At 58.2% G+C, this 15077-nt stretch carries 11 protein-coding genes; 8 read left to right on the top strand and 3 right to left on the bottom strand.

The annotated features are described in order from the left end of the window. The first annotated feature begins 94 nt into the window (after positions 1 to 94). Together rapA and rluA are read left to right on the top strand one after the other, a co-directional pair. On the top strand, positions 95 to 3001 hold the full coding sequence (gene rapA, locus HMPREF3140_RS11515; protein WP_070552989.1) for an RNA polymerase-associated protein RapA: 2907 nt from the start codon (positions 95 to 97) through the stop codon (positions 2999 to 3001). Between the two features lie 12 nt (positions 3002 to 3013). Then, positions 3014 to 3673, top strand: a complete 660-nt coding sequence (rluA, locus tag HMPREF3140_RS11510; protein WP_004145980.1) for a bifunctional tRNA pseudouridine(32) synthase/23S rRNA pseudouridine(746) synthase RluA — start codon at positions 3014 to 3016, stop codon at positions 3671 to 3673. Positions 3674 to 3747: 74 nt separating this feature from the next. Here the strand turns inward: rluA and citX are convergent, their stop codons facing one another. Further along, positions 3748 to 4287, bottom strand: coding sequence for a citrate lyase holo-[acyl-carrier protein] synthase (gene citX / locus HMPREF3140_RS11505; RefSeq protein ID WP_002888347.1), 540 nt, complete (start codon positions 4285 to 4287; stop codon positions 3748 to 3750). Between the two features lie 179 nt (positions 4288 to 4466). Continuing rightward, on the bottom strand, positions 4467 to 5831 hold the full coding sequence (locus HMPREF3140_RS11495) for a 2-hydroxycarboxylate transporter family protein (RefSeq protein ID WP_002888345.1): 1365 nt from the start codon (positions 5829 to 5831) through the stop codon (positions 4467 to 4469). 324 nt (positions 5832 to 6155) lie between these two features. Between HMPREF3140_RS11495 and HMPREF3140_RS11490 the strand changes: the two genes are divergently transcribed. Continuing rightward, the gene (locus tag HMPREF3140_RS11490; RefSeq protein WP_002888340.1) at positions 6156 to 7781 is read left to right on the top strand and encodes an ATP-binding protein; all 1626 of its coding nucleotides are present in this window, start codon (positions 6156 to 6158) and stop codon (positions 7779 to 7781) included. Next, positions 7771 to 8469 (top strand): response regulator, encoded by a 699-nt coding sequence (locus HMPREF3140_RS11485; RefSeq protein WP_002888337.1) that lies wholly within the window; start codon positions 7771 to 7773, stop codon positions 8467 to 8469. The genes HMPREF3140_RS11490 and HMPREF3140_RS11485 overlap by 11 nt, the downstream gene beginning before the upstream one ends. Before the next feature lie 32 nt (positions 8470 to 8501). Here the strand turns inward: HMPREF3140_RS11485 and djlA are convergent, their stop codons facing one another. Continuing rightward, on the bottom strand, positions 8502 to 9329 hold the full coding sequence (djlA, locus tag HMPREF3140_RS11480) for a co-chaperone DjlA (protein ID WP_002888332.1): 828 nt from the start codon (positions 9327 to 9329) through the stop codon (positions 8502 to 8504). A 243-nt stretch (positions 9330 to 9572) separates the two neighbouring features. Here djlA and lptD point away from each other — a divergent pair, with 243 nt between their 5' ends. The 4 genes from lptD to rsmA are packed head-to-tail and all read left to right on the top strand — an operon-like array spanning position 9573 to position 15075. Beyond that, the gene (gene lptD, locus HMPREF3140_RS11475) at positions 9573 to 11921 is read left to right on the top strand and encodes an LPS assembly protein LptD (RefSeq protein WP_004147026.1); all 2349 of its coding nucleotides are present in this window, start codon (positions 9573 to 9575) and stop codon (positions 11919 to 11921) included. A 54-nt stretch (positions 11922 to 11975) separates the two neighbouring features. After that, complete coding sequence (gene surA, locus HMPREF3140_RS11470) at positions 11976 to 13262, top strand: peptidylprolyl isomerase SurA (protein ID WP_002888329.1); 1287 nt, start codon at positions 11976 to 11978, stop codon at positions 13260 to 13262. 5 nt (positions 13263 to 13267) lie between these two features. Next, positions 13268 to 14257 carry a 4-hydroxythreonine-4-phosphate dehydrogenase PdxA gene (gene pdxA, locus HMPREF3140_RS11465; RefSeq protein ID WP_002888327.1) on the top strand — a complete coding sequence of 330 codons (990 nt, stop codon included), beginning with the start codon at positions 13268 to 13270 and terminating at the stop codon, positions 14255 to 14257. Further along, a complete protein-coding gene (gene rsmA, locus HMPREF3140_RS11460; protein ID WP_002888324.1) occupies positions 14254 to 15075 on the top strand; it encodes a 16S rRNA (adenine(1518)-N(6)/adenine(1519)-N(6))-dimethyltransferase RsmA in 822 nt (273 codons plus the stop codon). Before pdxA ends, rsmA begins: the two co-directional genes overlap by 4 nt. The last annotated feature ends 2 nt before the right edge of the window (positions 15076 to 15077 follow it).

The raw sequence follows: 15077 nt of genomic DNA, 5'->3' as shown, positions 1-15077 counted from the left end.
TTCCATTCCTGGCCCCAATTTTGACGCATCTCCGATTGTTAATGGAGATGATCAACTATTGCCTGCAATTAAAGAACTAAAGAGCCGAACATATATGCCTTTTACACTTGGTCAACGCTGGATTAGCGACACAGAGAGCGAACTAGGATTAGGGACGGTGGTAGCGCTGGATGCGCGCATGGTCACTCTCCTTTTCCCCGCCATCGGCGAAAACCGTCTGTACTCTCGCAACGATTCCCCGATCACCCGCGTAATGTTTAACCCGGGCGACACCATCACCAGCCATGAAGGCTGGCAGCTCCACGTTGACAAAGTGAATGAAGAGAACGGGCTGCTGTCCTACACTGGCACCCGCCTGGACACCCAGGAAGCGAACGTCACCCTGCGTGAAGTGCTGCTCGACAGCAAACTGGTATTCAGCAAACCGCAGGACCGCCTGTTCGCCGGCCAAATCGACCGCATGGATCGCTTTGCCCTGCGCTACCGCGCGCGCAAGTTCCAGAGCGAACAGTACCGCATGCCGTGGAGCGGCCTGCGCGGCCAGCGCACCAGCCTGATCCCGCACCAGCTGCATATTGCCCACGATGTGGGCCGTCGTCACGCGCCGCGCGTCCTGCTGGCCGATGAAGTGGGCTTAGGTAAAACCATTGAAGCCGGGATGATCCTGCACCAGCAGCTGCTCTCCGGCGCCGCAGAGCGCGTGCTGATCGTGGTCCCGGAAACCCTCCAGCACCAGTGGCTGGTGGAGATGCTGCGCCGTTTCAACCTGCGTTTCTCGCTGTTCGACGACGAGCGCTACGCCGAAGCGCAGCACGATGCCTACAATCCGTTCGAAACCGAACAGCTGGTGATCTGCTCTTTAGACTTCGTGCGTCGCAGCAAGCAGCGCCTGGAGCACCTGTGCGACGCCGAGTGGGACCTGATGGTGGTCGACGAAGCGCACCACCTGGTGTGGAGCGAAGAGGCGCCGAGCCGTGAATATCAGGCTATTGAACAGCTGGCTGAGCGCGTGCCGGGTATCCTGCTGCTGACCGCGACGCCGGAACAGCTGGGAATGGAGAGCCATTTTGCGCGCCTGCGTCTGTTGGATCCGAACCGCTTCCACGATTTTGAACAGTTTGTCGAAGAACAGCAGAACTACCGTCCGGTGGCCGACGCCGTCGCGCTGCTGCTGGCGGGCAACAAGCTGAGCGATAGCGAACTCAATACCCTGGGCGATCTGATCGGCGAGCAGGATATCGAGCCGCTGCTGCAGGCCGCCAACAGCGATCGCGAAGATGCCCAGGCCGCGCGCCAGGAGCTGATCTCGATGCTGATGGACCGCCACGGCACCAGCCGCGTGCTGTTCCGTAATACCCGTAACGGCGTCAAAGGTTTCCCGAAACGCGAGCTGCACACCATTCGTCTGCCGCTGCCGACCCAGTACCAGACGGCCATCAAAGTGTCCGGCATTATGGGCGCGCGCAAAACCGCGGAAGAGCGCGCGCGCGACATGCTCTATCCGGAGCAGATCTATCAGGAATTTGAAGGTGATACCGGTACCTGGTGGAACTTCGACCCGCGCGTTGAGTGGCTGATGGGCTACCTGACCAGCCATCGCTCGCAGAAGGTGCTGGTAATCTGCGCTAAGGCCACCACCGCCCTGCAGCTGGAGCAGGTGCTGCGCGAGCGCGAAGGCATCCGCGCCGCGGTGTTCCATGAAGGGATGTCGATTATCGAACGCGACCGCGCCGCGGCGTGGTTTGCTGAAGAAGACACCGGCGCCCAGGTGCTGCTGTGCTCCGAGATCGGCTCCGAAGGACGCAACTTCCAGTTCGCCAGCAACCTGGTGATGTTCGACCTGCCGTTTAACCCGGATCTGCTGGAGCAGCGTATCGGTCGTCTCGACCGTATCGGCCAGGCGCACGATATCCAGATCCACGTTCCGTACCTGGAAAAAACCGCGCAGTCGGTGCTGGTGCGCTGGTATCACGAAGGGCTCGACGCCTTCGAACATACCTTCCCGACCGGTCGCACCGTCTACGACAGCGTTCACGATGAACTGATCAACTATCTTGCGGCGCCGGAATCCATCGACGGCTTTGACGATCTGATCAAATCCTGCCGCCAACAGCATGATGCCCTGAAGGCGCAACTGGAGCAGGGCCGCGACCGTCTGCTGGAGATCCACTCCAACGGCGGCGAGAAAGCCCAGGCCCTGGCGGAGAGCATCGAAGAGCAGGATGACGACACCAGCCTGATCGCTTTCTCGATGAACCTGTTCGATATCGTCGGCATCAACCAGGACGACCGCGGTGAAAACCTGATCGTCCTCACCCCTTCCGACCATATGCTGGTGCCGGATTTCCCGGGCCTGCCGGAAGACGGTTGCACCATCACCTTCGAACGTGACGTGGCGCTGTCGCGTGAAGATGCGCAATTTATTACCTGGGAACACCCGCTGATACGCAACGGTCTGGACCTGATCCTTTCCGGCGATACCGGCAGCAGCACCATTTCCCTGCTGAAGAACAAGGCGCTGCCGGTCGGCACCCTGCTGCTGGAGCTGATCTATGTCGTCGAAGCGCAGGCGCCGAAGCAGCTGCAGCTCAACCGCTTCCTGCCGGCGACCCCGGTTCGCATGCTGCTGGATAAAAACGGCAACAACCTCGCCGCGCAGGTGGAGTTCGAAAGCTTCAACCGCCAGCTGAGCGCGGTCAACCGCCATACCGGTAGCAAGCTGGTCAATGCGGTGCAGCAGGACGTTCATGCGATTCTGCAGCAGGGTGAAGCGCAGATCGCCAAAGCGGCGCAGGGGCTGATCGACGCGGCGCGTAACGAAGCCGATGAAAAGCTGACGGCGGAGCTGTCGCGTCTGGAAGCGCTGAAGGCGGTGAACCCGAACATCCGTGACGACGAACTGGCGGCGATCGAAAGCAACCGTCAGCAGGTGATGGATGCGCTGGCGCAGGCCGGATGGCGTCTGGACGCGCTGCGTCTGATCGTCGTCACTCACCAGTAACGGAACGCGAACATGGCGATGGAAAACTACAATCCGCCGCAGGATCCCTGGCTGGTGATCCTGTATCAGGATGAGCACATCATGGTGGTCAACAAGCCGAGCGGCTTGTTGTCCGTCCCCGGTCGTCTTGAGGAGCATAAAGACAGCGTGATGACGCGCATTCAGCGCGACTTCCCGCAGGCCGAATCGGTGCATCGCCTGGATATGGCCACCAGCGGCGTGATTGTGGTGGCGCTGAATAAAGCCGCCGAGCGTGAACTGAAGCGTCAGTTCCGCGAGCGCGAGCCGAAGAAGCAGTACGTCGCCCGCGTCTGGGGCCATCCGCAGCCGGCGGAAGGCCTCGTGGATTTACCGCTGATTTGCGACTGGCCGAACCGGCCAATGCAGAAGGTGTGCTATGAAACCGGCAAAGCGGCGCAAACCGAATATGAGGTGCTGGAGTACGCAGAGGATAACACCGCCCGCGTGCGCCTGAAGCCGATTACCGGACGGTCGCACCAGCTGCGCGTGCATATGCTGGCGCTGGGGCATCCGATCCTTGGCGACCGCTTCTATGCCACGCCGGAGGCGCTGGCGATGGCCCCGCGCCTGCTGCTGCACGCCGAGACGCTCACCATCACCCATCCTGCCTACGGCAACGCGATGACCTTTCGCGCGCCGATCGACTTTTAACGCTCATACTTCGAGTTGCATGCGGGTTGGCTGCGTGCAACTCGGATTAGTGAGGATACAGAAAACAATCCCGATTAATCGCGGGCGAACCACGCGTCAATCATCTGCTCAACGCGGGCGACGACGAGATCGGTGTCGTGACGACGGCTGCGCGCACAGGCGTGCGCCGGCTCATCGCACAGCAGGCAGCGGCGCTGCGATTCGCCCAGCGACTGGCGTCCCACCAGCCCGTTCTGCGGACAGATTACATCGATATCCCACAGGCGTCCCAGCGGATGGCTCTGCTCCAGCGTACTGCACATCGCTTTGATTTCGCTGGCCGGATGCGCTACGCACCACAGCGCTTCTGGCCCGGTCGGCAGCCATAGCACCTGACGATCCAGCGTTTGCCAGCGGTGCTTCCACAGCAGCTGATCGCAGGCCTGGAGGGCAACGCCCATCATATTGCGATAGCGAATGCTGTCCTTCACCGCCCCCGGGGTCACCAGGGTCAGGGAAATAACAGGCTGCTGATAATGGGCCAACCAGTCGGCCTGGCGGGCTGCACGCTGCTCTTTCGCCGCCAGCAATGCGTCGATGCTGACGCCCGCCTGGGCGGGAGTATCCACTGACATTAATTCCTCTCCTACATATGATAAATGCGACAGCGCCTGGACTGTCATGATGATGGTTGCGATAGCCGATCGCGCGCTGATTGTAACGCTAAATGCGGAGCATTTAGGATACAGAACGCAGATATTTTCGGCGTTCTGTAGCGGAAAATAGCAGATTTATCGCTGAGCGTAGCGTTATATCACGCCAGATAGTGGCTGAGGAACAGCAACCCCAGCGAGACATTTATCGCCCCGCCGATGCGGGTAGCGATCTGCGCGAACGGCATCAGGCTCATGCGGTTGCCGGCGGTCAGGATCGCCACATCGCCGGTGCCGCCCTGCCCGCTCTGGCAACAGGAAACAATCGCCACATCGATCGGGTGCATCCCTATCTTTTTACCAACCAGGAAACCGGTCGCCACCAGCGCGGAGACGGTACTGACGATCACCAGCAGGTTGGTTAAAGTGAAGGCGTTTACCAGTTCCTGCCACGGGGTGATCGCCACGCCGACGGCAAAGAGGATCGGGTAGGTGACCGCGGTGCGGAAGAATTTATACACCATCTGCGACCCCTCCTGCAGACGCGGAGACACCACGTTAGCCAGCTTTAACAGCACCGCGAGGAACAGCATGCCTACCGGCGCCGGCAGACCAATCAGTTTGTGGCCGAGCATCCCCATCATATACAGCAGTACCGCCAGCAGCGCGCCGGAGGCGAGGGTCCCAACGTCGGTCTTACCGCTCACGCCTTCGCTCTCGCTGAGGCTGCGGGTTTCATGGCTGCGGTTCGGCATCAGTTGCCCTTCGCCGGTCAGATGCGGGAAGCGCTTGCCGAGCTGGTTGAGGCAGCCGGAGATGACGATCGCCGTCAGGCTGCCAAGCATCACCATCGGCAATACCCGGCCCAGGGCCACGCCCTGCTCCATATGCATCAGCGCGGCATAACCCATTGACAGCGGGATCGCCCCCTCTCCCACGCCGCCGGCCATAATCGGCAGCACGATAAAGAAGAACACCTGGAACGGCTCCATGCCCAGCAGCGTGCCGACGCCGATGCCCACCAGCATGCCGACCACTTCGCCGCACAGCATCGGGAAGAAGATCTTCAGAAAGCCCTGAATCAGCGTGGTGCGGTTCATACTCATGATGCTGCCGACAATGATGCAGCAGATATAGAGATAGAGGATGTTAGTGGATTTATAGAATTTGGTCGTGGATTCAATAACCACGTCAGGCAGCAGACCATAGTGGACCAGCGCGGAAGGAATAAAGGTGGCGCAGATCGCCGCCGCACCGAGTTTCCCCAGCACCGGGAGGCGTTTACCAAACTCGCCGCAGGCGAAGCCAAAGAAAGCCAGGGTGGCCACCATCACCACGATATCGCTCGGCAGTTTGCCGCCAAGGCAGTCGAGGGCAATCAGTCCTCCGGCCAGCAGAAACAGCGGCAGCGGGACGATCCCCACCTTCCAGTTATCCATGATATGCCACCAGCGCTGCTTGAGCGTGGTTTTCGGCGTATCGATCGGTTCAAGGGTTGCAGAGAATGCATTGTCTGTGGTGCTCATAAATTCAGCCCTGTCGTTATTATTCATTTTCAGCGTAAAGGGACAGCGGCGTCGTTAATGTGAAGCTTCCCAAATTAAAAAAGAAGTTTTAATGGTCACTATGGTTTTTATGGTTTCTATTCGCTGAACTGCCCGGGAGTGATATATCTCTGATTTATGACTGTGGTTTTTATGGTTTTTATTTCCCGCCGGCCGCCTATTTTCGCCGCGACCGCTGGCGGCAGCCCGCGCCTGCGCCGCTGATCACAACTTTCCCTTAACATTTACGTCACGTGACAGAAAAATGATAGAGTGCCGCTATGGTTAATACGTCGTCCGGGGCCTATGAAATTATCTTTTCAATATAAGCTGTTTATTTCTCTGGTCGCTTTTTTCTCGGTCCTTTTTATCGCGCTGGGCATTTATTATTATTTTGACGCCAGCCGCCAGCTTTATCAGGAGATGAGCGCTCGGGCCAAAATACAGGCCGAAGAGATAGCCCTGATGCCGAATTTACGTCAACAGGTCAGCCGGCACGACCCACAGGCGATTCAGGCGTTTATGCAGCAAATCGCCGCCCATAGCGACGCCAGCTTTATCGTCATCGGCGACCGTCAGGGAGTTCATCTGTTTCATTCCGTCCATCCGGAGTGGGTTGGCACCCGACTGGTCGGCGGCGACAACCAGGCGGTACTGGAAGGGAAATCCATCACCACCATTCGCAAAGGCGGCCTCGGGGTCTCGCTGCGCAGCAAAACGCCCATCGTTGATGACGCAGGGCGAGTGATCGGTATTGTCTCCGTCGGCTACCTCACCAGCTATCTCGACAGCATTACTCTGACTAAAGTGATCAATATTTTTATCGCCGCCGTCCTGCTGCTCATCGCCCTGTTTATCTTCTCCTGGTACTTTACCCGCAGTATCAAGAAGCAGATTTTTTCGCTCGAGCCGCGGGAAATTGGCCTGCTGGTTCGCCAGCAAAAGGCGATGATGGAGTCGATCTTTGAGGGGGTGATCGTCATCGATCGCCAGCGGCGTATTGAGGTGATAAACCATGCCGCCCGCAGCCTGCTGGGGCTCAGCCAGCCCGCCCGCCAGCTGCGCGGTCAGTCGATCGACAGCGTCATTTCGCCGCAGCCCTTTTTCGCCAGCGGCGACATGCTCGAACGCGATACCCACGATGAGCTGTGCCGCTTCAACCAGTTGACCGTGCTCGCCAGTCGGGTGCGCATTATGCTGGAGAATACCCTGCAGGGCTGGGTGATCACATTCCGTGACCGCAATGAAATCAATGCCCTCACCGCCCAGCTGAGCCAGGTGAAGCGCTATGTCGACAATCTGCGCATCATGCGCCACGAGCAGCTCAACCGGATGACTACCCTCTCCGGCCTGCTGCATATGGGCCATTATGACGAAGCGATCCGCTATATTCAGGCCCAGTCGGAACATGCTCAGGAGCTACTGGATTTTATCTCCTCGCACTTCCACTCGCCGACGCTATGCGGTCTGCTGCTCGGCAAAGCCACCCGCGCCCGCGAAAAAGGCGTGGCGCTGAGCTTCGACCCGGCCTGCCGCATCGACCGCCCCCTGCCGTCGCTGATGGAATCCGAGCTGATCTCCATCATCGGCAACCTGCTGGATAACGCCATCGAAGCCACGCAGCGTGCCGAGCTGCCGCATGAGCCGGTGGAAGTCCTGATCCAGCTCAACGCCCGGGAGTTGATTATCGAAGTGGCCGACCGCGGCGTCGGCATCCGCCCCGATATCCGCGAGCGCATTTTTGAACGCGGCGTCACCACCAAAACCCGTGGCGATCACGGCATTGGTCTGTATCTTATTGAACATTATGTCACTCAGGCGGGCGGCACCATCGAAGTCGCCGATAACGCGCCGCGGGGAACGATCTTCACCCTATTTATCCCGGCCGACGCGCACGCCTGTCCGCAACCGGAGGCCCACGATGCATCATGACCTGGTCGATGTGCTAATCATTGAAGATGAGAGCGAACTGGCGCGCCTGCACGCCGAGCTTGTGCAAAAACACCCGCGACTGCGGCTGGCAGGCATGGCGGCCTCCCTCGCCCAGGCGCGGCAGCTGCTTCACGCCACGCCGCCGCAGCTGGTGCTGCTGGATAACTATTTACCGGACGGCAAAGGCGTCACGCTGATGACCGACCCGGCGCTGGCGACCAGCCAATGCTCGGTGATCTTTATCACCGCCGCCAGCGATATGGAAACCTGCAGCCAGGCCATCCGCAACGGCGCCTTCGACTACATCCTTAAGCCGGTATCATGGAAGCGGCTGAGCCAGTCGCTGGAGCGCTTTATCCAGTTCTACGATCAGCAACGGGAGTGGAAAATCGTCGATCAGCAAAACGTCGATTCCCTCTATCAACTGCAGGCGAAGAACTATCGCGTGGATAGCGGCAGCAAGGGGATTGAAGAGAAAACGCTGGCGCTGGTGCAGGGACTGTTTAGCGACCGGGAAGCGCACTGTTTTTCCGTTGATGAAGTGGTCAGCGCCGCCGGGCTCAGCAAAACCACCGCCCGTCGCTATCTGGAGCACGGCGTTGAGACCGGTTTTCTGGAAGTGGAGATGCTGTACGGAAAAATTGGCCATCCGCGGCGGCTGTATCGCCGCGCTAAGGTCAAAAGTTAAAACCCCTCGCCGGACGGGAGGGGCTGGAAACGTCAGAAGCCGCGCTGCTCTTTGATCAGCTCCCAGGCCTTCTGGATCTCCTGGGCCTTCTGTTTGGCCATCTCCATCATCTCCGGCGGCAGACCTTTCGCTACCAGCTTGTCCGGATGATGTTCGTTCATCAGCTTGCGATAGGCGCGCTTCACCGTCGCCGCGTCGTCGGTCGGTTTTACTCCCAGCACATTGCAGGCATCTTCGAGGGTCGGCCCACGCTGCGCCTGCTGCCAGCCGGCGTTGCCGCCATGCTGGCCATAAGAGCGCTGCTGCGAACCGCCGCCAAACTGGGCGCCGCCCTGCATCATCCGCAGGAATTGATCGAACTGGGCGCGGGAGATGCCGAGCTCGTCGGCAATGACGAACAGCACTTCCCGTTCGTTAGGATGCAGTTCGCCATCAGCGAACGCCGCCTGCAGCTGAATTTCCAGAAACATCCGAATCAGATCGAAACGGCCAAAGCAGACGCTGCGCAGCTGACGCATTTTCTCGCGCAGGGGATAGTTGTCGGCCTTACCGTCGCGAAACGCCTGCTGCGCCGCGGTGCGCGAGGCGCCATGCAGGTTCATGCGATCCATTAGCACATTGGCGACATGAATATCCGCTTCGGTAACGCGGCCCTTGGATTTGGTCAGGTGCCCCATCACTTCGAAGGTGGTGGAAAAGAAGAGCGACTGACGCTCCTGCTGATTGGCGAAGAGATTTAACCGGCGGCTGCGCGCCCGGTCAAACATATGGCCGACCAGAAAGCCAAGCACCACGCCCCAGAACCCACCACCCATCAGCAAAGCCACTGCCACGCCAATCACTTTACCCAAATACTGCATAGACTCCCCAACTGTTTATCGCCGTTAAGCTCGAATATGACCGCACGTTACCCGGCACTCGCGCCTCGGTCAATTGTGGGACATAGCCTATAATTTGCTTTATCATACTCGTCATTCAACAGGGTGCCTAACGCTCGGGCTCGAAACGGGCAGGATTAACACTAGCGTGATAATGTTGAGTAAGTTAGGCTCTGACCGTTTGCAAGCCGCTGTCACAAGATGATGGAACAATAAATACAACGTATGAAAAAACGTATTCCCAGCCTCCTGGCTACGATGATTGCCAGCGCCTTGTATAGCCAACAAGGCCTCGCTGCCGATCTCGCAACGCAATGTATGCTTGGCGTGCCAAGCTATGATCGTCCGCTCGTGGAAGGTCGTCCTGGCGATCTGCCGGTGACGATTAACGCCGATCATGCGAAGGGCAACTACCCGGACAACGCCGTCTTTACCGGCAACGTCGATATTAACCAGGGGAATAGTCGCCTCCGCGCCGACGAAGTTCAGCTGCATCAGCAGCAGGCCGCGGGCCAGGCGCAGCCGGTGCGCACCGTGGACGCGCTGGGCAACGTGCATTACGACGATAACCAGGTGATCCTCAAAGGGCCAAAAGCCTGGTCGAATCTGAATACCAAAGATACCAACGTCTGGCAGGGCGATTATCAAATGGTCGGACGCCAGGGACGCGGCACCGCCGACCTGATGAAACAGCGCGGTGAAAACCGCTATACCATTCTCGAAAACGGCAGCTTTACCTCCTGTCTGCCGGGCTCCGACACCTGGAGCGTCGTCGGCAGCGAAGTTATCCACGATCGCGAAGAGCAGGTTGCCGAGATCTGGAACGCCCGCTTCAAGCTTGGCTCTGTGCCGATTTTCTATAGCCCCTACCTGCAGCTGCCGGTGGGCGATAAGCGTCGTTCAGGCTTCCTGATCCCGAACGCGAAATACAGCACCAAAAACGGCGTGGAATTCTCCCTGCCGTACTACTGGAACATCGCGCCAAACTTCGATGCCACCATTACTCCGCACTATATGAACAAACGCGGCGGCGTGATGTGGGAAAACGAGTTCCGCTATCTGACCCAGCTCGGCAGCGGCTTAACTGAATTCGACTACCTGCCGTCGGATAAAGTCTACGAAGACGACCACTCGAGCGACAGCAACAGCCGCCGCTGGCTGTTCTACTGGAACCACTCGGGGGTTATCGATCAGGTATGGCGTCTGAACGCTGACTACACCAAGGTCAGCGATCCTGACTACTTCAACGACTTCAGCTCGAAATATGGTTCCAGTACCGACGGCTATGCGACGCAGAAATTCAGCGCCGGTTACGTCAACCAGAACTTTGACGCCACGGTATCGACCAAACAGTTCCAGGTCTTTGACCGCGAATCGAGCAACTCCTATTCGGCTGAGCCGCAGCTCGACGTCAACTACTACCAGAATGATGTCGGTCCGTTCGATACCCATCTCTATGGACAGGTTGCCCATTTTGTTAACTCGAATAACAACATGCCGGAAGCGACCCGCGTTCACTTCGAACCGACGATCAACCTGCCGCTGTCCAACGGTTGGGGCAGTCTGAATACCGAAGCCAAGCTGCTGGCGACTCACTACCAGCAAAGCAACCTCGATAAGTACAATGCCGCCAACGGCACTGACTATAAAGAGTCCGTCAGCCGCGTAATGCCGCAGTTTAAAGTCGACGGCAAAATGGTCTTTGAACGCGACCTGCAGGAGGGATTCACCCAAACGCTGGAACCGCGCGTGCAGTATCTGTACGTGCCGTACCGCGATCAGAGTGAAATCGGCAACTACGACTCCACGCTGTTGCAGTCGGATTACACCGGTCTGTTCCGCGACCGTACCTATAGCGGTCTGGACCGCATCGCGTCGGCTAATCAGGTCACCACCGGCCTCACCTCGCGCGTGTATGATGCCGCCGCGGTGGAACGTTTTAATATTTCCGTTGGTCAAATCTACTATTTCACCGAGTCACGCACCGGTGATGACAACATCAACTGGGAGAACAACGATACCACGGGTTCACTGGTCTGGGCCGGCGATACCTACTGGCGCATTGCCGATGAATGGGGTCTGCGCGGGGGGATCCAGTACGATACGCGTCTGGATAACGTTGCCACTGGTAACGGCACCATTGAATACCGTCGCGATGAGAACCGCTTAGTTCAGCTTAACTATCGTTACGCCAGCCCGGAATATATTCAGGCCACGCTGCCGTCATATTCCACCGCGGCACAATATAAACAGGGTATTTCGCAGGTGGGGATGACCGCCAGTTGGCCAATTGTCGATCGCTGGTCCGTGGTCGGGGCCTACTACTACGATACTAATACCCGGAAAGCAGCAAACCAGATGTTGGGTGTGCAGTATAACTCCTGCTGCTACGCCATCCGTCTTGGCTACGAACGTAAAGTCAACGGCTGGAACAGCAACGACAACGGCGGCGAGAGCAAATACGATAACACCTTCGGAATCAATATCGAATTGCGCGGTCTGAGCTCTAACTACGGCCTCGGCACCCAGCAGATGCTGCGCTCGAACATTTTACCGTACCAGAGCTCCCTGTGATGCGGCTGGTTTACAACATCATCCGCATTTGCGGTTAATCGAAATGGAAAAAGTATGAAGAACTGGAAAACGCTGCTTCTCGGTATCGCCATGATCGCGAATACCAGTTTCGCTGCCCCCCAGGTGGTCGATAAAGTAGCGGCCGTCGTCAATAATGGCGTCGTGCTGGAAAGCGACGTCGATGGTTTGATGCAATCGGTTAAGCTCAATGCTGGTCAGGCTGGCCAACAGCTGCCGGATGACGCCACCCTGCGCCATCAAATCCTCGAAAGACTGATCATGGACCAGATCGTGTTACAGATGGGGCAGAAGATGGGCGTGAAGATCTCTGACGACCAGCTCGATCAGGCTATCGCCAACATCGCCAAACAAAATAATATGACCTTGGATCAGATGCGCAGCCGTCTGGCCTATGAAGGCATCAACTACAACACCTACCGTAACCAGATCCGTAAAGAGATGCTGATTTCGGAAGTGCGTAACAATGAAGTGCGTCGTCGCATCACCGTGCTGCCGCAGGAAGTGGAAGCGCTGGCGAAACAGATCGGCGACCAGAACGACGCCAGCACCGAGCTCAACCTGAGCCACATCCTGATCCCGCTGCCGGAGAACCCGACCTCTGATGAAGTCGCCGCGGCCCAGGAGCAAGCAAACTCCATCGTTGAGCAGGCGCGCAACGGCGCCAACTTCGGCAAACTGGCGATCACCTACTCCGCTGACCAACAGGCGCTGAAGGGTGGCCAGATGGGCTGGGGCCGTATCCAGGAGCTGCCGGGCATTTTCGCTCAGGCGTTAAGCACCGCGAAGAAAGGGGATATCGTCGGTCCGATTCGTTCCGGCGTTGGTTTCCACATTCTGAAAGTCAACGACCTGCGCGGTGGTACCCAGAATATCTCCGTTACCGAGGTTCACGCCCGTCATATTCTGCTGAAACCGTCGCCGATCATGAACGACGCCCAGGCTCAGGCTAAGCTGGAACAGATCGCAGCCGAGATTAAGAGCGGGAAAATCACGTTTGCTCAAGCGGCGAAAACCTATTCGGAAGATCCGGGCTCGGCAAACCAGGGCGGTGATTTAGGCTGGGCCACGCCGGACATCTTTGACCCGGCGTTCCGCGATGCGCTGATGCGTCTGAACAAAGGGCAGACCAGCGGACCGGTGCACTCTTCCTTTGGCTGGCATCTGATCGAACTGCTGGATAGCCGTCAGGTCGACAGAACCGACGCCGCGCAGAAAGATCGTGCTTACCGCATGCTGATGAACCGCAAATTCTCTGAAGAAGCGGCAACCTGGATGCAGGAACAGCGCGCCAGTGCGTATGTTAAAATTCTGAGCAACTAATATCGATGCCTGAAACCCGTAAAGTTGTTATCACTCCCGGCGAACCCGCCGGGATTGGCCCTGACCTGGTCGTGCAGCTTGCCCAGCGAGACTGGCCAGTTGAGCTGGTGATTTGCGCCGATGGCGCCCTGTTAACTGACCGAGCCAAGCGGCTCGGTCTTCCTTTATCTCTCCTCCCTTACGATCCCGCGCAACCTCCTGTTCCTCAGCGCGCCGGTACCCTGACGCTGCTGAACGTGCCGCTAAACGTCCCGGCGGAGCCCGGCGTGCTGAATGTGCAAAACGGCGCCTACGTAGTGGAGACGCTGGCGCGCGCCTGCGACGGCTGCCTTAGCGGCGAGTTTGCGGCGTTAGTGACCGGCCCGGTGCATAAAGGCAACATCAACGACGCCGGTATCGCCTTTACCGGTCATACCGAGTTCTTTGAAGAACGCGCGAAGGCCAGCAAAGTGGTGATGATGTTGGCGACCGAGGAGCTGCGGGTGGCGCTGGTCACCACCCATCTGCCGTTGAAAGCCATCAGCGAAGCGATTACCCCCGAGCTACTGCGCGAGATCATCACCATTCTCGATCACGACCTGCGCACGAAATTTGGCATTGCCCAGCCGCATGTGCTGGTTTGCGGGCTTAACCCGCATGCTGGCGAAGGCGGCCATATGGGAACAGAAGAGATAGACACCATCATTCCGGTGCTGGAAGAGATGCGCGCAAAGGGGATGAACCTCAGCGGTCCGCTGCCGGCAGACACCCTCTTTCAGCCGAAATATCTTGATCATGCCGATGCGGTACTCGCGATGTACCACGATCAGGGCCTGCCCGTGCTAAAATACCAGGGCTTTGGCCGCGGCGTGAACATTACGCTCGGTTTACCTTTTATTCGTACCTCCGTCGACCACGGCACCGCACTGGAATTAGCGGGCCAGGGAAAAGCGGACGTCGGCAGTTTTATCACGGCGCTTAATCTCGCCATCAAAATGATTGTTAATACCCAATGAATAATCGAGTCCATCAGGGCCATTTAGCCCGTAAACGCTTCGGGCAGAACTTCCTCAACGATCAGTTTGTGATCGACAGCATCGTCTCGGCGATTAACCCGCAGAAAGGCCAGGCGATGGTTGAAATCGGCCCCGGCCTGGCGGCCCTGACCGAGCCGGTCGGCGAACGCCTTGACCAGCTGACCGTCATCGAACTGGACCGCGATCTGGCGGCTCGCCTGCAGACGCATCCGTTCCTCGGTCCAAAGCTGACCATCTATCAGCAGGATGCGATGACCATGAACTTTGGCGAACTGGCGGAGAAAATGGGCCAGCCGCTGCGCGTCTTCGGCAACCTGCCGTACAATATCTCGACCCCGCTGATGTTCCATCTGTTCAGCTATACTGATGCCATTGCCGATATGCACTTTATGCTGCAGAAGGAAGTAGTGAATCGTCTGGTTGCCGGACCGAACAGTAAGGCGTATGGTCGGTTAAGCGTGATGGCGCAATATTATTGCCAGGTGATCCCGGTACTCGAAGTGCCGCCGAGCGCGTTTACCCCGCCGCCTAAGGTCGACTCCGCGGTGGTACGCCTGGTGCCGCACAGCACCATGCCGTATCCGGTCAAAGAGATCCGGGTGCTGAGCCGCATCACCACCGAAGCGTTCAACCAGCGCCGCAAGACTATCCGCAACAGTCTCGGCAATCTGTTCAGCGTGGAAGTGCTGACCGAGCTGGGCATCGACCCGGCCATGCGCGCCGAAAATATTTCCGTGGCGCAGTACTGCCTGATGGCCAACTGGCTGTCTGACAATCTGCCAACGAAGGAGAGCTAACC

It is taken from the genome of Klebsiella sp. HMSC16A12 (assembly GCF_001808265.1).
Lineage (GTDB): Bacteria > Pseudomonadota > Gammaproteobacteria > Enterobacterales > Enterobacteriaceae > Klebsiella > Klebsiella pneumoniae.
The sequence above is the reverse complement of the archived record's forward strand: the minus strand, read 5'-3'. Positions and strand labels throughout refer to the sequence as shown.